The 19,359-nt window shown below is 67.5% G+C and carries 15 protein-coding genes; 8 read left to right on the forward strand and 7 right to left on the reverse strand.

Annotated elements, in window-relative coordinates; genetic code table 11:
• Nucleotides 1-4 precede the first annotated feature (4 nt).
• On the reverse strand, nucleotides 5-892 hold the full coding sequence (locus tag J2X34_RS10990; RefSeq protein WP_429517155.1) for a D-alanyl-D-alanine carboxypeptidase family protein: 888 nt from the start codon (nucleotides 890-892) through the stop codon (nucleotides 5-7).
• A gap of 111 nt (nucleotides 893-1,003) precedes the next feature.
• Between J2X34_RS10990 and J2X34_RS10995 the strand changes: the two genes are divergently transcribed.
• Nucleotides 1,004-1,690 (forward strand): response regulator transcription factor, encoded by a 687-nt coding sequence (locus tag J2X34_RS10995; protein WP_174913864.1) that lies wholly within the window; start codon nucleotides 1,004-1,006, stop codon nucleotides 1,688-1,690.
• On the forward strand, nucleotides 1,687-3,105 hold the full coding sequence (locus J2X34_RS11000) for a sensor histidine kinase (protein WP_429517157.1): 1,419 nt from the start codon (nucleotides 1,687-1,689) through the stop codon (nucleotides 3,103-3,105). The genes J2X34_RS10995 and J2X34_RS11000 overlap by 4 nt, the downstream gene beginning before the upstream one ends.
• A 213-nt stretch (nucleotides 3,106-3,318) precedes the next feature.
• Here the strand turns inward: J2X34_RS11000 and J2X34_RS11005 are convergent, their stop codons facing one another.
• The gene (locus tag J2X34_RS11005) at nucleotides 3,319-4,335 is read right to left on the reverse strand and encodes a DUF2889 domain-containing protein (protein ID WP_429517159.1); all 1,017 of its coding nucleotides are present in this window, start codon (nucleotides 4,333-4,335) and stop codon (nucleotides 3,319-3,321) included.
• Between the two features lie 285 nt (nucleotides 4,336-4,620).
• Between J2X34_RS11005 and J2X34_RS11010 the strand changes: the two genes are divergently transcribed.
• From J2X34_RS11010 to J2X34_RS11020, 3 genes are all read left to right on the forward strand, one after another.
• Nucleotides 4,621-7,131 (forward strand): LuxR C-terminal-related transcriptional regulator, encoded by a 2,511-nt coding sequence (locus J2X34_RS11010; RefSeq protein ID WP_429517161.1) that lies wholly within the window; start codon nucleotides 4,621-4,623, stop codon nucleotides 7,129-7,131.
• A gap of 24 nt (nucleotides 7,132-7,155) precedes the next feature.
• Nucleotides 7,156-8,223 (forward strand): SMI1/KNR4 family protein, encoded by a 1,068-nt coding sequence (locus J2X34_RS11015; protein ID WP_429517163.1) that lies wholly within the window; start codon nucleotides 7,156-7,158, stop codon nucleotides 8,221-8,223.
• Nucleotides 8,224-8,285: 62 nt separating this feature from the next.
• Nucleotides 8,286-9,908, forward strand: a complete 1,623-nt coding sequence (locus J2X34_RS11020) for an MFS transporter (RefSeq protein ID WP_174913879.1) — start codon at nucleotides 8,286-8,288, stop codon at nucleotides 9,906-9,908.
• Nucleotides 9,909-9,950: 42 nt separating this feature from the next.
• Here J2X34_RS11020 and J2X34_RS11025 read toward each other — a convergent pair whose 3' ends face one another.
• The 3 genes from J2X34_RS11025 to J2X34_RS11035 form a co-directional block, all read right to left on the reverse strand.
• Nucleotides 9,951-11,492: an acetyl-CoA hydrolase/transferase family protein gene (locus J2X34_RS11025; RefSeq protein ID WP_174915004.1), complete on the reverse strand. Its 1,542-nt coding sequence runs from the start codon at nucleotides 11,490-11,492 to the stop codon at nucleotides 9,951-9,953.
• Nucleotides 11,493-11,666: 174 nt separating this feature from the next.
• The gene (locus J2X34_RS11030; protein ID WP_114723930.1) at nucleotides 11,667-11,993 is read right to left on the reverse strand and encodes a branched-chain amino acid transporter permease; all 327 of its coding nucleotides are present in this window, start codon (nucleotides 11,991-11,993) and stop codon (nucleotides 11,667-11,669) included.
• Complete coding sequence (locus tag J2X34_RS11035) at nucleotides 11,986-12,747, reverse strand: AzlC family ABC transporter permease (RefSeq protein WP_429517168.1); 762 nt, start codon at nucleotides 12,745-12,747, stop codon at nucleotides 11,986-11,988. The genes J2X34_RS11030 and J2X34_RS11035 overlap by 8 nt, the downstream gene beginning before the upstream one ends.
• 79 nt (nucleotides 12,748-12,826) lie before the next feature.
• Between J2X34_RS11035 and J2X34_RS11040 the strand changes: the two genes are divergently transcribed.
• The 3 genes from J2X34_RS11040 (at nucleotide 12,827) to J2X34_RS11050 (ending at nucleotide 17,348) form a co-directional block, all read left to right on the forward strand.
• A complete protein-coding gene (locus J2X34_RS11040; RefSeq protein WP_114723932.1) occupies nucleotides 12,827-13,261 on the forward strand; it encodes an Lrp/AsnC family transcriptional regulator in 435 nt (144 codons plus the stop codon).
• A gap of 166 nt (nucleotides 13,262-13,427) precedes the next feature.
• Nucleotides 13,428-16,154, forward strand: a complete 2,727-nt coding sequence (locus J2X34_RS11045; protein ID WP_429517171.1) for a LuxR C-terminal-related transcriptional regulator — start codon at nucleotides 13,428-13,430, stop codon at nucleotides 16,152-16,154.
• A 375-nt stretch (nucleotides 16,155-16,529) separates the two neighbouring features.
• Nucleotides 16,530-17,348 carry a helix-turn-helix domain-containing protein gene (locus J2X34_RS11050; RefSeq protein WP_429517173.1) on the forward strand — a complete coding sequence of 273 codons (819 nt, stop codon included), beginning with the start codon at nucleotides 16,530-16,532 and terminating at the stop codon, nucleotides 17,346-17,348.
• Nucleotides 17,349-17,413: 65 nt separating this feature from the next.
• Here the strand turns inward: J2X34_RS11050 and J2X34_RS11055 are convergent, their stop codons facing one another.
• Complete coding sequence (locus tag J2X34_RS11055) at nucleotides 17,414-17,875, reverse strand: hypothetical protein (RefSeq protein WP_429517177.1); 462 nt, start codon at nucleotides 17,873-17,875, stop codon at nucleotides 17,414-17,416.
• A gap of 3 nt (nucleotides 17,876-17,878) precedes the next feature.
• Nucleotides 17,879-19,315: an alpha/beta fold hydrolase gene (locus J2X34_RS11060; RefSeq protein ID WP_429517180.1), complete on the reverse strand. Its 1,437-nt coding sequence runs from the start codon at nucleotides 19,313-19,315 to the stop codon at nucleotides 17,879-17,881.
• Between the last annotated feature and the right edge of the window lie 44 nt (nucleotides 19,316-19,359).

Raw genomic sequence — 19,359 nt, forward strand, 5'->3', positions numbered from 1 at the left:
GTCGTCAGCTCCCCGTCGCCGCGATCTCGGTGAGCAGGGTGGACGCTCGGTCGATGGCATCGTCGGCCGAGCGTCCCTCGCCCTGCACCGCACCCACCACGAGGCGGCCGGGCGCACCGACGGTCGCGGCGAAGAGAAAGACCCCACCTGCCTCGTCCGTGGTGCCGGTCTTGAGGCCCACCACGCCCTGCCGGCCGAGCAGCCAGTTCGTGTTCCGCACGACCCCGACACCGGAGATCACCGCGTCGGGCCGTGCCACGATCTCGGCGATCACGGGGTGTCGCATCGCGGCCGCGGCGAGCAGCGTCAGATCGTGCGCGGTGCTGGTCGTCGAAGGCGAGAACCCGCTCGCGTCGGATCCGACCGTGGTGGCGGTCATGCCGAGTGAGCGGACCAGATCGGTCGCCGCCGTCCGGTAGTCGGCGAGCGAACCGAACGCCCACGTGGCGAGGGTGTCCGCCAGGTTGTTGGCCGACGGCAGCAGCATGCCCTCGAGGATCTCCCGTTGGGTCAGCTCTTGTCCCTGCCCGACCACCACCACGGAACCCTCGCGGGCGGCGTAGCTGCGGTACAGCTCGGCGTCGGCCTCCGTCATCGTCAGGACGGGGCCGTCCTGACCCGGCGCCAGCGGTTCCTTCCCCAACACCGTCAACGCGGTGATGATCTTCGCGGTGCTCGCGGTCGGTTGTGGGCGCTGCTTCGGATTCGCGACCCGGACCTGACCGTTCTCGTCGTCGGCGAGCACGTACGCGGTGGACGCCCCGTGTCGGTACAGGCTGACCGGGCCACCGGATCCCGGGGCCGCCATCAGATCCACGAACCAGAGTGCGGCGACGACGAGCAGGATCACGATGGCGATCGGGAGGACGAGCCCCCTTCGAAGGTTGTGCATGCCGTCCACCGTCGCGGCGGTGTATTCGGATCCTGCCGGGGTTGTGTCACCGTTCTGCTACAACGTGTGGCGCTCATTGTGGCGTCCGGTCCCGCCCGGAGGATGGGGTCCATGAGTTCGGTGCTGCTGATCGAGGACGACGACAACCTGCGTGACGCATTCGGTCTCGCGCTCGGTCGTTACGGGCACACGGTGACGCCGGCCGCCTCCGGATCGACCGGGATCGCCGCGCTGGGGAGCGGAACGTTCGACATCGTGGTGCTCGACGTCATGCTCCCGGACGTCGACGGATTCGAGGTGTGTCGGCGGATCCGGTCCGACAGTACCGTCCCGATCGTGATGCTGACCGCCCGCGGCGAGGACGTCGACGTGGTCTCAGGCCTCGAAACCGGGGCTGACGACTACGTGGTCAAGCCGGTTCAGCCGCGGATCCTCGACGCCCGCATCAAGGCGGTACTGCGACGCACGGCCGGAGCCACGGTTCCCGAATCCGCCCGCGAGGTGCACGGCGACCTCGTGATCGACCGCGACGCGTTGACGGTCACCGAGGGTGCCCGTCGGCCCGCTCTCACCCGCACCGAGTGGCAGCTGCTGCTGGCACTCTCGGAGCGTCCCGGTCAGGTGTTCTCCCGGGAACAACTGCTCGAAAGGGTGTGGGGCTTCGACCATCTGGGTGGGTCCCGCCTCGTCGACGCCTGTGTGCAGCGGTTGCGCGCGAAGCTCGAGAAGGATCCGTCGGCACCGCGGTACGTGCAGACGGTACGCGGCTTCGGCTACCGATTCGGGCCGGTCGCATGAGCTGGCGCAGACCCGGGCTGCAGGCCCAACTTGTGGTGGTGCTCTCGGCACTCGCGTTCGTCGCCGCGGTCGCGGCCTCGGCGGCGGTGTACCTCCAGGCGCGCAACAACATCTTCTCGGCGGCCCAGGACCAGATCCTGAACGGGTTCGCCGACACCATCGACGCCGCCTCCGACTGGATCGGACCGGAGCCGACCCGCCGCGAACTGGCGGAGCTCACCATTGTCGGCGACGGCAGCGTGGCGCGCTCCGGGAACGTCCAGGTCGGCAGCTGGCCGTTCGACGTCCCCGACCCGCCGCAGGCGCTGCTGAATCGCGTGGAGCAGTCCCCGATGCCGGTCTTCCAGCGCGAGTCCGGGCACGCCGTGCCGCTCTTCTACGTCGCCGGGCAGATCCGGAACGACTGGAACAGTGAGGAGTTGACTCAACCGGTGCTGGTCACCGCCGTATACAACCTCGCGCAGGCCCAGTCCCAGATCGACAGCCTCGAGCGCCGGGCCGCAGCCGTCGCCGCCGTCGTCGCGGTCCTCGGCGCCCTGATCGGTCTGTGGATGGCACGCAGACTGGTGCTTCCGTTGCGCCAACTCAACGCGGCGGCCGCATCACTCGTCCCGGGCACACCCCGCCGCGAGCTGACCGCCGCGGCCGGACACGAACTGGCCGAGCTGGTCTCGACGTTCAACCGGACTGCGGCAGAACTCGATCGCACCGTCGCCGACCTCGCGGCCAAGGAGGCCGACGCGCGACGCTTCGTCGCCGACGTGTTCCACGAACTCCGCACGCCCCTCGCCGCGCTCGTCGCGGTCGCCGAGATCCTCGAGGACGACGCGGCGTCGATGGAGCCCGACACCGCGCGGGCGGCCCGAATCGTGAGCCGCGGCACGGAACGACTCTCCCGACTCACCGAGGACGTCATCGAGATCTCGCGCTTCGACACCGGCCGCGCCGACCTGGACCTGCACGTCCACGATCTGACGGAACTGACCCGGGAATCGCTCGGCACCCGCGGATTCGAGGACCGGGTGCGGCTGATCGACGGCACCCCCGTCCGGTGCACCGTGGACAGGCGGCGGCTGGACATCGTGATCGGGAACCTCGTGGCGAATGCGCTCGCCCACGGACGACCACCGGTCGTGATGACCGTGACCGGGGACGACGAGACGGCCGTCCTCTCCGTCACCGATCACGGCCCGCCCATCCCGGACGACCAGCGCCGACGGTTGTTCGAGCGCTTCTACAAGGCCGACGCGTCCCGCGGCGGCACCGAGGGCAGCGGCATCGGGCTGGCCCTGGTCGAGGAGAACGTCACCCTGCACGGCGGAACCATCACCGTCACATCGGGTTCCGGTGGCAACACCTTCACCGTCAGGCTGCCCCGACTGCCCCGGCTTCCCGGTCATGCGAACGAGACGTGAGCGGCGCACCCCGCCCACACAGGAGACTCACATCCCCACCTCAGGGGTCGCTCGAGGTCGGGGCATCTACTGGAACGTGCAGCACCGACCGGTGCGGTTCGAGATCACGACATGGCCCCGGCCACGGAAGGATGGCGGACTCGGCGGTGGCGGGGGGCTGGGCGGCTTCGGCAGCTAGAAATCCGGTCCGCTCGCAGGTTCCGGGTCCGCAGGTCACCGGCCCGGAACAGGCACCTGCCCGTCGCTCACAGGCCAGTCGGCGATGCTCCGCAACAGATCGTTGAGGTGGGTACAGGTGTCGACACCGCGGAACTCACGCCGGACCCGCGCCTCCACCTCTGCCAGCGCCATGCCTACGAGGCGACCGGCGCTCGCGACCGCGCCCGGGCAGTCGAACCACGGCAGCACGCGCGGCGTCGCGACGGCCTCCCGGATGACGCCGGTCTCGGCGTCCGCGACCACCGCGAGCTGGTACTCGTGGATCACGGTCTCGACCCCGTCGGCGCGGCCGTAGGTGTCGCGGAACATCGCGTCGATGTGCACCGCGCTGTCGGCGACCCAACGGTCGATGCGCCGACGTCGACGCATCGAGTGCGGGGCGAGCGGGCCCGGCAGTCGACCGAAGGCGTCGTCGATCCGCGGCGCGACCGGACCGTCCGCGACGGGGCTACGCCCACGCACCCCGATCGTCGCGATGAGGGCTCCGCGTTCGGCGTATCCGGCGCACTGGTCACCGACGGGAACGTATCCGGTACTCGCAGTTCCGCTTTGCGGATCCAACTCGTTCGCCGCGGACACCGCGTGCCCGGAGATGAGGGTGCCCAACGGCACGTCGTCGAGCAGCAACACCAGCGGCGTATCCCGGCGGACGGCACCGCCCGCGACGACCGCGCCCAGACGTCCACGGAACCCGGAGATTGCGGATTCGCCGACCAGGCCCGCGAGTTCCGGGACGGCGGGCGTGGTCTCCAGGCCGGTCAGAACGCGGCCGCGGTGGTAATCCACAGTTGCTCGGAGAGCAGCGGTTTCACGAACCGACGCAAACCGGTCCGCGTCGATCTCGAAATCCCACGCCCGCCCCGACAGTTCGAGTGCGCCGCCGATCCCGGTGGGCCGGTCCAGGTCCAGACACGTCACGCGCCGACGCGATGTCGCACGCGCCACTGGGGCCTCCGCCCGCGGTCCGCGCACGGAGCCGTGCAACGCGGGGTCCGGTACGCGCTCGCTCATGCAGACGACGGTGCCTCGGGACCCGGAAACCGTCAAGACGGGGTCTCATCCGTCGGGACGAGGGCCACGAACAGACCGGTCTTTTCGGTTTGCAATGATCGAACTCGGACAGGTTGATGAAGCGGATGTCCGTGTTTGCCCGCCATCATGACTGTCGGCGTGCACAATCGAGACCGAAACGGGGGGTGGATCTTGATGAGACAGCGTCGAGACAATCATTGTCCCGACCCCCCACCGCGCCGCAGTTCGACGTGGGCGCCACCCCGGAAGCGACTGCTCGCCCGCTTGGATCGCAACTCTCCGATCACCGTCATTCGCGCGCCACAGGGGTTCGGCAAGCTCGATCTGGTCAGGTCATGGCTGGATACTGCTCGTTCGGACTTCCGTGCGGTGCTGTGGATTCCAGCCCCCACCGGGGCTCCGGATTCCGAAGCGTTCTGGACCACGGTGATGGATCGGATCCGCACTGCGGGCGTCATTGCCGGGGAAACGAATCCGGATGGCGATGCCACCTCGGCGGCCGAGTCGGTCCGCGAGTTCCTTGCGCGGAGCGGGGCGCCGGTACTTCTCGTGCTGGTGCGGGTCGATCTGGTTCGTGACGACCGGATCGAGGAGGAGATTCTCCACCTGCTCGACCGCTGCCACAACGTCAACATTGTCGCGACCACGTGCGGACGGTCGCTGTTCGGCGATCCGATCCGTGTGGAACCGACGCACGAATTGATTCTCACGCGCGATCTTCTCTACACCCGCGAGGATGCCCGAGAGCTGTTCGCACACTCCGAAATCGAGCTCGAGCCGGGCGAACTGGAGTACATCCTGGAGCGCGTCGGCTCGTTGCCGGCGCTCATGCGTGTCGCGGTCGTGGTCGCCAAGACGCTGCCCGACCTCGCGGGTCGGCGGGCGCTGCTCGCGCATCGGCTCGACAACGCGATCGACCGATACGTGCATTCCACTGTCCTCGCACGCCTTTCGGTTGACGCCGATCGCAATTTCGTCATCGCGGTGGCATCTGCCCGCGTCATCACTCCGGACGTCGCGACACTGCTCACCGGGGTGGACGACGCGGCCCGGCGTCTCGAGTCTCTCGAATCCGCCGGAATCGTCAACCATTGCGAGACGGCGTTCGAGGACGCCTGGGAGTTCGCCCCCGCGATCCGGGACCGGCTGATCGCCGCCCAGGAGTCGGTCGGCATCCAGCCCGCGCAGAACCTGACGAAACTCGCCCGTCATTCGCTGGAACGAGGGGACGTCGCCGGCGGCCTGGCGTACGCGGCCGAAGCCCGTGACTGGGATCTCGCGATCGATCTGATCGACACGCACTGGGTCGGTCTCGTCGGAAGTCATCTCACCGTACTGCGGGCAGTCCTCCGTGTAGTGCCGGAGGAGCGGCTCGCGTCGCGTCCCGCGATCAAGGCCGGACGCGACCTGTTCACGGCCCTCGACACGCAGTCCACGATTCCGGAGAGCGTCCTGCCCGACGATCCGAGGGACGTCGAGACATCCGGAGCCGCTCCGGCTGCCGAGCACGCGCTCGCCGTCGGTTGCGTACAGGCCCTCATGCTGCGGCTGGCGGGCGAGCACGAGCGCGCTGCGGAGTTGACGCGCCGGCTGTCGCACCTTGTCCGCGGGGCACTGGACGCCCGGCCCGACGAGATCGGACCCCAGCTTCCGGGCATGCGGCTGCAGTGGGGGATCACCTACCAACTCGCGGGGGCGTTTCCCGAGTCCACGGTCGAGCTCCGCCTCGCCCATCGCGGCGCCCTGGCACAACGGATCCGTGTCGGGGCCCGCCACGCCGCCGGCAACTCCGCGATGAACTGGGCTGTCGTCGGCGAACCGGGACGCGCCACGGAATGGCTCGAACTCGAGGACGCCCATCCGGACCCGGACGGCTGGCTCGAACCGCGCGCCAAGGTCGGCGGTCTCGTCGCCCGCACCCTGGTGGCGGTGGACCGGCTGGACTTCACGGCGGCGGCCGCCTGGCTCGACGAGCTGGGTGAGGCGTCCGGGCGAGAAGAGCTGTGGCCGTTCGTGACCTATGCGCACGGACGCTTCGCGTTGGCCGCCGGTCAAGCGCATGCCGGAATGGCCGTCCTGCAGCGGGCGATCGCATCGCATGCCGCGGTGCTGCGCCCGGGATCGACGATCGATCTGGTGCTGACGGCCCTCGAGGTCGATCTGCGCCTGGCGCTCGGCGAAGGCAACCGGGCGCTGTCCGTCCTCTCCACGCAGACTCCCGACGAGCCGATCCTCGCGGCGACCGCGGCCCGCGCCCGCCTGCTCACCGGTGCGCCGGCGGCAGCACTGGCGCTGTGCCGCAAGTTCGATTGGTTCAGCTACCCGTTCACCCGCACCCAACTGGAGGCGCTGCTCGTCGAGGCCGCCGCCCATCGGGCCCTGGGTGAGAACGCCGCCGCGACACGGGCCTGGCAACGCGCCGCCGCCATCGCCGACCGCGCCGGGCTGGTGAGCACGCTCGCGACGGTGCCGCGAGAGTTGTTGGCAGCGCTCGACGCCGCCGCGGCGAACCCGTCGTCGACCGCGCGCGTCCTGCTCGCGTCCGATGCGCCCGAGATGTACCCGGCGGCCGTACATCACGTCGACCTCACCGCGCGCGAGCGGGCCGTGCTCGCCGAACTGGCGGTGGGTCTGTCGACGGTCGAGATGGCCCGCAAGCTGTTCGTCTCGACCAATACGATCAAGAGCCAGTTGCGGTCGCTCTACCGGAAGATCGGCGCCCACTCCCGCGACGAAGCGTTGGAGATCGCGTACCGCACCGGTTTGATCGACTGAAGGCCGTTCGAGAGGAACCCCGACATGCACGACCCCCTAGGCGCGACGTCGCCGGCAGGCCCCACGGCCCGCTCCACCGGACACTTCGCCGACCTCGACTTCGCGGGGTTCTGGAACGACGGCGACTACTCCTGCGAGAACTATCTCGAACCCACACCGAGCGACGAGCTGATCGCGGAGGTCGAAGCAGAGCTCGGCTACCGGCTGCCCGACTCCTATGTGGAGCTGGCGCGGATGCGCAACGGCGGCATGGTCGAGCGCTCGTGCCATCCGACGGACGAGCCGACGGGTTGGGCCGAGGATCACATCCAGATCACCGGCATCTACGCGATCGGCCGGACGGCGACCTATTCGCTGTGCGGCGAGCTGGGCTCGGCGTTCATGCGCGACGAATGGAACTACCCCGACATCGGCATCGGCATCGCCGACACCCCGAGCGCCGGTCACGAGCAGATCATGCTCGACTACCGCGCATGCGGCCCCACCGGCGAACCGTGCGTGGTCCACGTCGACCAGGAGGCCGACTACGCGATCACTCCCGTCGCACCCGACTTCGCATCTTTCGTCCGAAACCTGGTGAGCGAGGACGAGTTCGACGACAGCGCGGAAACCCTCGCCGCCGACCTCGAGACGGTGCGGCTCGGCACGCTGTCGCCGATCGTGCGACGCGCTCTCGACGCCGCCGACCTGCCGGACGGTGAGGCCGTCGTCCGCGCACTCGCGGAACGGATCGTGGAGGCGAAGGGCTTCTACTCGCTGCACGCCGACCCCGACTCGCACCTGATGTACGACGCGATGTTCTGGCTGTACTCGCACCTGACGACCGCCACATCGTTCGAGGACTTCGTCCACAGAGCCGAGGGACAGACCGACTACGCCAGGCCCTGCTACACCCTCATGGTCACCACGCGCTTCGTCGACGATCCGTACGGGTTCTGCACCGGCGGCTACGCCGAGGGATTCCTGCGCGACTGGTGGGATGCGCGGATTCAGGCCGGGCACATCGTCCCGTCGGGCGCGGGCTACCGGCTCGATCCGGAGTACGCGACGCAACTCGTCCGGGTTCTGCGCGCCGTCGCCGGCACCTTGTAACCGCGTAACCGCGTATCGGTAGATCCGCACCGCAGCGCCTACCCGCCCTGCTTCAATCAGGTATGGGCCCACGCACCGGGCAGTCGATCGGATCCAGGGCGACACTCGTCCTGGCGACGCTGTCGGCCGGTCAGTTCCTGATGACCCTCGACAGCTCGGTCATGAACGTGTCGATGGCGATGGTCGCGTCCGACCTCGGAACGACGATCACCGGCATCCAGACGGCGATCACGCTGTACACGCTCGTGATGGCGACGCTGATGATCACCGGCGGCAAGATCGGGAGCATCGTGGGCCGCCGCCGGGCGTTCGCGATCGGGCTCGTCGTCTACGGGGCCGGGTCGCTCACCACCGCCCTCGCGCCCAATCTCACGGTCCTGCTGATCGGCTGGTCGCTACTCGAGGGCATCGGTGCGGCACTCATCATGCCCGCCATCGTCGCGCTGGTCGCATCCAACTTTCCTCCCGAGAGACGTTCGAGCGCATACGGATTGGTCGCCGCGTCGGGCGCGATCGCGGTCGCGGCGGGTCCGCTGATCGGCGGTGCCGTGACCACCTTTGCATCGTGGCGGTACGTCTTCGCCGGCGAGGTGGTGCTGGTCCTGGTGATCCTGCCGGTGCTCCGCCGGATCGAAGACACGCCGCCGTCCCGGGTGCGCCTCGACATCATCGGCTCGCTGCTGTCGGTGCTCGGTCTGGGACTCGTCGTGTTCGGTGTGCTGCGGTCCGGCGAATGGGGCTGGCTGCGCAACCGACCCGGCGGGCCCGAGATGTTCGGTCTGTCCCCCGTGTTCTGGCTCGTCGTGTCCGGACTGCTCGTGGTCTACGCATTCATGCGGTGGGAGGCGCGCCTGACCCGGCTGGGGCGGGAACCGCTTCTCGACACCCGCCTGCTCGGCAACCGGCAACTGTCCGGCGGCCTGACGATGTTCTTCGCGCAGTTCCTGGTCCAGGCCGGTGTCTTCTTCGCAGTGCCGCTGTTCCTGTCCGTCGTCCTCGAACTCAGTGCGCTGCAGACCGGGATCCGCCTGCTCCCGCTGTCGATCGCGCTCCTCCTGGCCGCCGTCGGTATCCCCCGGGTGCGGCCGCACGCGTCGCCGCGACGCGTCGTCCGCCTCGGGTTGGGGTCCATGATCATCGGCATCCTCATCCTCGCGGCCGGCATGAATCCCGGAGCCAACGCCGGCATCGTCGCCGTCCCGATGCTCCTGATGGGGCTGGGCCTGGGGGCGCTCGCGTCACAACTGGGCGCGGTCACCGTGTCGGCGGTGCCCGATGCACGCAGCGCCGAGGTGGGTGGTCTGCAGAACACCGCCACCAACCTCGGCGCGTCTCTCGGCACCGCACTCATCGGATCGGTCCTGATCTCGACCCTCACCGCGTCGATCATCACCGGAATCCAGAACGATCCGCGGGTCCCCGAAACCGTGCAGCAGCAGGCCGAGACCGATCTCGCGAGCGGCGTGCCCTTCCTCAGCGACACCCAACTCGACGCCGATCTGCGCGACGCCGGTGTGGATCCGAACACCGCGAGCGCGGTCGTCGACGCGAACTCCGACGCCCGGCTCGAGGCCCTGCAGAGCGCGCTCTCGGTGGCCGCGCTGCTGGCCGTCGCCGCCCTGTTCGGCACCGGGCGGATACCTCGCAGGCCGGTCGGATCCGCCGAGGAGAACGCCGACGAGTGAGGCCCGTCAGGCCCGCGAACACAGAATCCCGTTGGGCGACAGTCACTCCGGGCGCATCGAGCCCGTCTCGTTGAACCGCTGGTGGAACGACAGCGCCTCGCCCAGCAGGTGCGGGGTGTGGCCGGCCGACGGGTACGCCTCGGCGCGGTCGACATAGTCGAGCAGCATGGCCCGGTAGTCGGGGTGCGCGCACTTGTCGATCACGACGCGCGAGCGCTTGCGCGGCGAGAGCCCGCGCAGATCGGCCAGGCCGTGCTCGGTGACGAGCACCTGGACGTCGTGCTCGGTGTGGTCGACGTGCGGGACCATCGGCACGATCGACGAGATCGCGCCGCCCTTCGCGGTGGACGGGCTCAGGAACATCGACAGGTAGCCGTTGCGGGCGAAGTCGCCCGAGCCGCCGATACCGTTCATGATCTTGGTGCCCATGACGTGCGTCGAGTTCACGTTGCCGTAGATGTCGGCCTCGAGCATGCCGTTCATCGCGATGATGCCGAGACGGCGAACGATCTCCGGGTGGTTGCTGATCTCCTGCGGCCGCAACACGATGTGCTTGCGGTAGAAGTCGATGTTCGACATCAGTTCGTCGATGCCCTCCTCCGACAGCGCCAGCGACGTGGCCGACGCGTACCGGACGGTGCCGTGCTTGATGAGGTGCAGCATCCCGTCCTGGATCACCTCGGAGAAGCACGTCAGGCCCTTGTGCGGTCCGGCATCCAGACCCTGCAGCACCGCGTTGGCGACGTTGCCGATGCCGGACTGCAGCGGCAGCAGGCCGTCGGCGGGCAGCCGCCCCTTCGACACCTCGTACTCGAAGAAGTCGAGCACGTGCGCCGCGATGGCCTGGCTCACCTCGTCCGGCGGGGTCAGCGGGCTCGCGCTGTCGCGGGCGTTCGTCTCGACGACGGCGACCACCTTGTTCGGATCCACCCGCAGCGTCGGCTGGCCGATGCGGTCCTCCACCGAGATCAGCTGGATCGGCTTGCGGTACGGCGGCAGCGCGGTGCCGTAGTAGACGTCGTGGATGCCGGCCATCGCGTCGGGCACCCACGAGTTCACCTCGAGGATGACCTTGTCGGCGACGTCGAGCCAGGTCTTGTTGTTGCCGATCGACGCGGACGGGACCAGCTCGCCGGACTCGGTGATCCCGGCGACCTCGACGACGGCGACGTCGACGTTGCCGTAGTAGCCCTCCCACACCTGCTGCGCGACGTGCGAGAGGTGGATGTCGACGTAGTCCATGCGGCCGCTGTTGATGTTGCGGCGCGCGGTCGGCTCGGACTGGTACGGCATCCGCAGCGAGATGCCGTCGACCTCGGCGAGGAGGCGTTCGGTGCCCGCCGACACCGAGGCTCCGGTCAGGAGGTTGATGGTGAAGTTCGACCCGGCACCGCGGACGGCGTGGATGCGGTCGGCGAGGGCCGGGACGATCGCCTTGGGCGTGCCGGCGCTGGCGAACCCACTGATCGCGACGGTGTCGTGGGGGTGGATGAACTTGACGGCCTCCGCGGCGGAGGTCACCTTGTTCCGGAAACCCGAATTGCGGATCCGGGTCGGGTTCGACAGGGAACCGGCTTCGTCCATGCGCGAGGTCACAGTGACAAGGCTAACTCTCGACCTGCCGATGAAATGTCCGCCTCTATTGATCAAAATGTCTCTGACGTGCGGGTTTCGTTCCGCAATGCGCGCGGAGATCGGTGACGCGCCCGAAACGTGCGACGAGCGTGCACATCGCCGCGACGAACAGCGTTCCCCGGTTCAGCCGAACACCCAGTTTCCAAGAACCATGTAAGCCGCGGTGCCACCGACGATGCTGAGCAACGCGTGACGGCGCCACAGGTGCAGACCCACGGTGACGGCCAGCGCGACCACCGCCGGCACCAGCGACGACGGCGTCGCCGAGACGTTCCGCAGCGTGTACACCGCGAGGATCAGCATGATGCCCACCGGCATGTGTATGCCCAGGTAGTGCACCAGCGCCGACGAACGCAGCGGGGCGACGATCGCGAACGGCACGGCGCGCAGCGCGAAGGTGACGGCCATGATCACCGCGAGGGCGGTCAGGATGTACGCGACGTCAGGCATCGACGGCGTCCTTCCCGCTCCGGCGGTGCAGCAGGAAACGGACCAGCAGCGCTGCCACGAACAGCGTCATCGCGACCATCAGCATCTGTTCGCGCGCGATGACCAGGGCCACCAGCGCGCTCAGCAGCGCCAGGATCGGGGTGGGGATGTCCCGGCGGGCGCGGAACGCGTCCAGCGCCAGCACCACGAACAGGGCGGTGAGCGCGAAGTCCAGGCCGACGAGTTGCATCGGGATCGCGTTGCCGACGACGGCACCGACGACACCGCCGAGCACCCAGTACAGCTGGCAGAACACCTGGATGAAGAGGACGCGGCGACTGCTCAGATTGTCGGGATCCTTGCCCGCGGTGACCGCGTACGCTTCGTCGGTGAGCGCGTACATGCTGTAGACCTTCGCGAGACGTCCACGCACCCGGTGCAGCGGGAACGACAGCCCGTAGAACACGTGCCGGAAGTTGACGAGGAACGTCGTCATCGCCACCGACGCGAGCGGCGTGACCGCCAGCACCAGCCCGATCGCGAGGAACTCGAGCGAGCCGGCGTAGATCGTGAGCGAGAAGATCGGCGCCCACCACCACGCGAACCCGGACTGGACCAGCAACAGGCCGAACGCGAGCCCGAGCGGGAACAGCCCGAACCCGACGGACACGGTGTCGCGGGCCGCCGCGCGGACATCGGACCGGCGCGACTCGGCGGGGGAGGTTTCGAGGCCCGGGAGGCCCGGGAAATACTGCTCGGGAAACGCGCTGGTCACGAGGCAATAATAGTGCGGAGTCGATGGCATGTGATTGCCGGATATTGCCCCCGGAGGCGATGGGGCGCAATATTCTGCTGTGGATGATCTCGATCGCGCAATATTGCGCGAGTTGCGTTCGAACGCCCGGCTCACCAATGCCGAACTGGCCGATCGGGTCGGGCTGACGCCGTCACCGTGCCTGCGGCGGGTACGACGGCTCGAGGCCGACGGCGTCATCGTCGGCTACCAGGCCGTCGTCGACCCGGACGCCGTCGGACGCGGATGCGAGGTGATCGTCAACGCCGAGATCGTGTCGCAGGACCGCAAGACGGTCGAGCAGTTCGAGAACGAGGTGGGCGCCTTCGACGAGGTGGTGGAGTTCCGCCGCATGATCGGCCTGCCCGACTACTTCATTCGCGTCGCCGTCGCCGACCTCAACGCGTTCGAGGTGTTCCTGCGCACCAAGCTGATGGAACAGCCGGCCATCTCGAAGATCGAATCGCACCTGACGATGAAGAAGTTGAAGGGTTGAGCAGTTTACAGGAACCGGGGCAGTCGGTTTCGATGAATCGCGCAATCCGGATGAGCTCGCGCAATATTTCACCCTGCCGCCACCCCCACTCCCGCCCCGCCCGAGGGCGCGTCTGTAACTAGCTTTGTACCCATCGGCCGTCGGGGCGCTGAGGAGTACGGAAACAATGGTCATCGCTTTCGGCATGCGCGCCCACGGGCGGGCACAGGCCATTCACCAGATCGAGCAGGGTCTCCAGAACGCCGCCGCAGGCTCGGGCTCGGCGCTCGTCGTGACGGGGACGCGGCGGTCCGGGCGCACCCACTTTCTCGACGAGGTGTACCGGATGCACGAGGGCCGGACCGCCTTCGTCACGGGCCTTCGCGAATCCGACCTTTCGCCGCTCGCTGCTTTTCTCCCGCTTTTCACCCGCATCGGGGTCGACGGGGACGCCCTGGTCGGGGCAATCCCCAATGACCGCAAGCCGGCAGTGGACGATGTCGGGGCAATCATCGGCGACCGTGTGTTGTCCGCCCTCGAATCCTTCGACACGGGCGAGTTCCCGTTGCTCGTTGCCGTTGACGACGCCGACCTCCTACCGCCGTCGTGTATCGCGATCCTCGGCTACGTGGCTCGACGCCTCGCGAAGTTGCGGGTGTTCGTCGTCCTGGCCTCCGGGCCCCGGGTCGATCCCCGCCTCCAGGCGCTCCCCCAGCTGCCCATGTACACGATGACGCTCGCCGAATCGGGCGCGTTCGTCGAGTCGGCGACCGGCGGCCGGCCGCCGCTGTCCACAATCATCGAGCTGCACCGCATCGGCCGCGGGAACCCCGTCGATATCGGGGAGCTGTGTGAGCATCTGACCACGGCCCAGCTCCACGGACATTCGGTACTCCCGAAACCAGTTGCGTTGGCGCACAATCGCACCGATCGGTGGCGCACCGCCTTCGGGTGCCTGACCGCCGCGCAGCGAGCCGCCCTCACCGTGCTGTCGATAGCCGGGGCGGTGGAGCCCGATCGACTGGTCGAGACGCTCCGGTCGAAGTTCGGTTCGGACATCGACCTGGACCACGAGATTGCCACCCTCGTGCGTGCGGACCACATCCAGTCGATTCGTCACCAGGTGCACGTCCACAGCCACCTCGACCGCGCCGCGATCTATACGATCGCCCCACCGAAGCTGCGGGTGGAATGCCATCGCGTCGTCGACAGCCACTCGTTGCTGCGCGAGCGACCCGCTCTCGCAGCCGCGAACCGGGTATTTATCGGCGAGCCGGTGGATATGCACACCGACGAGATCATCCGCCGGATGGCTGAATTGGCCAAGTCCGGAGAGGTTGCGCTCGCGATCCACACCATTCGCAGGGTTCTCGACACACTCGACACGTCGGACGAGACCCACCAATCGCGTCTGGCGGCCCATGCGCTACGAATCGCGACCTCGTGGGGATACTTCGCCGACGCCACCCAGTTCGCCGACTGCATCGAGCCGCAGCTCCTGCGCCCGGATGAGGCCGCCGCCGCCGTGGCCACCCAGCTTTTCCTGCGCTATCTGCGGGATGAACGGTTCGACGACGAGTGGGTTCGGAACACCGTGACCGCGCTCGCGTCTCGATGCCCGCATTCCGCATCCACGCTCGCCGGCGTCGCGGGCTACCTCCACCTGTGTCGACACGAGCAGGAACAGGCGCACCTCGTGCTCGCCGCCGCCGAATCGGCGGACCTCCGCGAGTCCGACCCGGCACCGACCGCGTCACTCGCGAAGGCCCATCTCGCGATTACCGATGGTTCGTCGGAGCTCGCGAGCCATCGGCTGTCGTCGAGTGCGGTCACCGACCGCATGAACGACCATCGGGTGGGGTCCGCGATGTCGGCGCACCTGCTGCAGCAGCTCGGTCGCCACAGCGAAGCGGGCAACAGCCTCGGACGACTCTCGACGCAGGCCACCTCTCCGGTGGAACGCACGGTTGTGATGACACTGCAGGTGGACGGCGAGCTGTTCGCCGGAAACATCGACGCGGCCCGCCTGCTGTGGGACGAAAGCCAATCCCTCGTCCCGGCTGAAGACTGTCTGCCCTCCCTGCGCCTGTGTCAGCGCATCCAGATCCTCGGGCTCTCCGGACGATTCAACGAAGTCGACGACCTCGTCGACCGAATCCGATCGACACCGTCGTCACACGCTCACCGCGCCAACGAGTCGCGCCTGCGGTGGGCACTCGGTCAGATCGCCCTGATGCGCGGCGACTACGAATCCTCGATTTCGTTGCTGGAGCAGAGCTTCGACCTCGACGGCCAGGTCGGCGGACACTGGCAGCTGCAACGACAAGTGGATCTGATCGAAGTGTTCGTACGCTCGGGCGAGCCCGAGATGGCCGAGCGGGTGCTGCGCACGCTCGGGTTGCGCCTGGCCGGCCGACACTCGCCCAGCACCACCGTGACCCTCGCCCGCGGTGAACTGCTCGTCGCGAAGTCGCCGGAGGAAGCGCGCATGGCGCTGTCACGGGCACTGGGTCCTCGGACCGCGCCGGCGCCGACCCTCGAACGTGCGCGCGCGCATGCGATCTATGCCGATCGACTGCATGCCGATTCGGAGGTCACCTCGTATCGGCACCACCGCCGGACGGCACGCTCGCTGTTCGCCCGGATCGGGGCGGTGGGATGGCTCGACGCCGCCAGAGCGACACGGGAGACCTCGGCCGCCGACCAGCCTCCCGTCCCGAGTCTCGCTCAGTTGACCGAGCAGGAGAACGAGATCGTCGGTCTGGTGCTCCAGGGTCTCCGCAACCACGACATCGGGCGTCGAACGTTCATCTCACAACGCACGGTCGAGAAGCGACTGACCGGGGTGTTCCGGAAGCTCGGAATCCGTTCACGGGCAGAGCTGTTCGCTGTCGCAGCGGCAGAGCGCACCTAGGCCGGAACCGAATCCGGCGCCAGACCTCTCGCGCGTTCCCCTCCGGCCGGCGAGGCGTCCGTCCGGGGCCGAACGTACGCGATGTACGGACCTAGTGCGGTAGCGCGCACAATATCCGCACCAGGCAGCGGATTTCTCCCCGCATTCATAAAGTCGACTCATGACGATCGCCCGGGGGAGGTCGACGCTGTGGCGACTGGACCTGTCGGCGCGGCGCGAATGCGAACCGGGGTCGTGGAGATCGGACCGCGTTGGCAATAGGGGAAGTAACGGATGATTTCCGAATGGAGGCTCGAAGGGCCCGAGGGTCTGCGTCAGATCCGCCAGCACACGTGGGTAGAGGTACGGCATCCCGACGGGTTCTACGCTCACGGGGTGACGGTGTCGTCGGCGACAACGACGATCAGTCGCATGAGCCTGTCCCCTCACCGTCAGATTGGACCTGGATCCTTCGAGGCTGGACACAACTCGGCGTGCGTGATCCTGAACGGCGCGGTGGCTCGGGTCGCGGATTCGGTTCCGGAACAGCTGAACCGGGGCCAGGTGTACTCACCTCAACGTGGTCCGCACGATTCGGTGGAAGTGGTCACACCCACGGAACTCATCATGGTCAACCCACGGCGATTCACTCCGAAACAGCCATCCCCACTCGCCGGCGGGAACGCATTCGACAGCTGGCGAATGCCTGAGCACTCACTCTCGCTGTTCGAGTCTCTCTGCGACTGGTTGTACACAACGTCGACCGATGTTCCGACAGCTTCGATCGAGGCCGCCGAAACGGCACTGCTGACACTCCTCGACCAGCCCCTCCAGGACTACACACGTCATGGGCTTCGCGACTCGGTACATGCTGTCGTCTTCGAGGAAGCCATGCGGATCGTCGATACGGAGTTCCGCGACTCTGACCTCAACGCACCGTCGCTCGCGAAGCGTCTGCAAGTCTCGCTCCGAACCCTGCACCGCGCCTTCGAATCGCGCGCGATATCGATCTCTAAAGAGATCCGTCGCCGGCGAATCGAATACGCGGAGGCCCTCCTCCTGAACCCTCGCTACTCGCACGTGCCGGTCTCCGAGATCGCGAAGATCTGCGGTGCTCCGTCCATTGGATACCTGCGGACAGGCATCAAGGAGAAGCACGACCTCAGCCCGTCGCAGCTGCGCGAGATGTGCAGGGTCGGCGTACCGAGCGCGTAGCGCAATCGAAAGATGGGTCCAGGCCGCGACAGGATGTCGCGGCCTGGACCCCTTTCATCGACCGGTCACAGAAGTGACTCGTCGACAGGGATGAACAGACCCTCGATGAGTTCCCCAACGGCCCGCGTGCGATGCCCCTTCCCGACCGTGTCGGCCACCAGCACGAGGTCGCCGGGCGCGAAGCGACGCACGGCACCACTCGTAACCTCGACGTCAATGGCTCCGCGCAGCATCGCGATCCATTGGGTGCGTGGGGCCGGATGGGGATCCGCGTCGAACTCCGGCGAAAGCAGGTACAGCGCCCCTTCCGTTGACGCAATCCCTGCGACACCAAGTGGCGGTAGCGCCTGAGCAACATGCTGCGGGGTGAGGGCAAGCTCCGCGTCCACGAACACCGAGTCTCCGTTTTCGTTGACGGCAACTCGCGTGTATCGCTTCATAGTCGACGCACAGTTCATGTCTACATCCTTGGATAGAAGTGGGTGGGTTGATGGCGGCTGCGCTTTGTTAAAGGCGCTCTCACTCATGACTTACGCTCCCGGTGTGCGATCACCGAGACAATGAAGCCAACGATCGAGCGCACTTGCCGTGTGCACAACGTGTTGATCGATGATCGAGAAATGATCACCAGGTACCTCGAGAATTCGATCAGGAAGCCTCCATGGCGTCGGATCGAGTCCGTCGAGCGACGGGTCCAACGGGCGGTCCGCTCGGATCAGGAGTGCGCTGGCATCGATCTCTCCCGGCTTCCACTCAGGGAACAGACGCAGGTAGAGCCCCATCGAGAGCAGAGCGGGATCATCGATGACGACCTTTTGTTCCTCGAGTAGTTGCCCCGTCACCACAGAGAAGACACGGTGTGCCTGTTCCTCGGTGAGGGGGTACGAGTCCAGCAGGGCAACTCCGACGGGGCCGTCACCTTCACGCTCCAATTGCTCAACGATTGCACGCGCCACGATGCCGCCACTCGAGTAGCCGACAAGAACGATCGGAGCACCATCGGCCGCTAGGCGGACCGCACGCGTGAGCGCGTCGACGGCCGATTCCCACGAGTCGGGTATCCGGTCCCCCCCTCGTTGCCCGGGGAGTACGAGCGCCGAAACACGGCGTGGAGCGGGAAAGGCACGTGCGAGTCGCGCAAACTGATGCGGGCCCGACCCCACCACGAAGGAGGGCACGCAGAAGATGTGCGGCCCTTCGCCTTCGCTGACGATCGGCACGACCGTCGCCGGACGCGCCGTCACCTCAGGCCGGTCCGACGAGGTCCGGAAGCGGGAGACCTCGATCAGCATCTCGATTGCTTTGTGCAATAGACCATCCTCGTGGGCCTGTCGGGTCAGGTCGGTCAGTGTTCCTTCGCCCCGAGTCGATCCAGAAGCCGATCGAAGTTCGCCCTTCTGCTCTTCGTACGACACCACGAGCACCTGGACGAGGTCGACCACCGTGGGGCTTTCAAGGACGCGGAGTGCCGTCAAGTCCAGCTCGGTCGCCCGCTTCAGGCGACTACGTAGCTCGGTGACCGTGAGCGAGTTCAGGCCGAGCTCCAGCAAACCGGCACCCGGGGCGACAGTCTCCGAGGAGGTGTTCCCGAGAACGCGGCCGATCTCGTCGATCACCAGATCGGTGAAGGCGGCTTCCCGCTCGTGTGGATCCATCTCGGCGTATCTTGCCGCCGCCGATTGCACAGTGCCGGCATCCTGCACCGACGAAAGGGCCTCGTCGATCACCCGCAGGTGGCCGGCATCGTTGGTGAGGGTGAGCCAGTAGTTCTGGTGTTGGAACGGATACGTCGGGGGAACTACCGCCGTCGCGGTGATGGTGGTCGCGGGTGGGGTGATCTCGACACCACAGGCATCGAGGACGGCCAGAGCCCGCTCCACGGTCCTGCCCTCCCCATGCCGGGAATCGAGAGTGTGTGTGATGGTGATGTTCTCGTCGTCGAGGGAGTGTTCGACCAGTGTCGCCAACGTCCGCTCCGGACCCACCTCGAGGAACCGCGTCACACCCAACC

The sequence above is a fragment of the Rhodococcus sp. BE178 genome (assembly GCF_050433545.1).
Classification (GTDB): Bacteria; Actinomycetota; Actinomycetes; order Mycobacteriales; family Mycobacteriaceae; genus Prescottella.

What these genes read in the sequence shown, in the direction of transcription:
- J2X34_RS11055 (WP_429517177.1), bottom strand. Translation starts at nt 17,875, where the DNA reads ATGAGTGAGAGCGCCTTTAACAAAGCGCAGCCGCCATCAACCCACCCA.
- J2X34_RS11025 (WP_174915004.1), bottom strand. Translation starts at nt 11,492, where the DNA reads ATGGACGAAGCCGGTTCCCTGTCGAACCCGACCCGGATCCGCAATTCG.
- J2X34_RS11005 (WP_429517159.1), bottom strand. Translation starts at nt 4,335, where the DNA reads ATGAGCGAGCGCGTACCGGACCCCGCGTTGCACGGCTCCGTGCGCGGA.
- J2X34_RS11045 (WP_429517171.1), top strand. Translation starts at nt 13,428, where the DNA reads ATGGTCATCGCTTTCGGCATGCGCGCCCACGGGCGGGCACAGGCCATT.
- J2X34_RS11000 (WP_429517157.1), top strand. Translation starts at nt 1,687, where the DNA reads ATGAGCTGGCGCAGACCCGGGCTGCAGGCCCAACTTGTGGTGGTGCTC.
- J2X34_RS11015 (WP_429517163.1), top strand. Translation starts at nt 7,156, where the DNA reads ATGCACGACCCCCTAGGCGCGACGTCGCCGGCAGGCCCCACGGCCCGC.
- J2X34_RS10995 (WP_174913864.1), top strand. Translation starts at nt 1,004, where the DNA reads ATGAGTTCGGTGCTGCTGATCGAGGACGACGACAACCTGCGTGACGCA.
- J2X34_RS10990 (WP_429517155.1), bottom strand. Translation starts at nt 892, where the DNA reads ATGCACAACCTTCGAAGGGGGCTCGTCCTCCCGATCGCCATCGTGATC.
- J2X34_RS11020 (WP_174913879.1), top strand. Translation starts at nt 8,286, where the DNA reads ATGGGCCCACGCACCGGGCAGTCGATCGGATCCAGGGCGACACTCGTC.
- J2X34_RS11030 (WP_114723930.1), bottom strand. Translation starts at nt 11,993, where the DNA reads ATGCCTGACGTCGCGTACATCCTGACCGCCCTCGCGGTGATCATGGCC.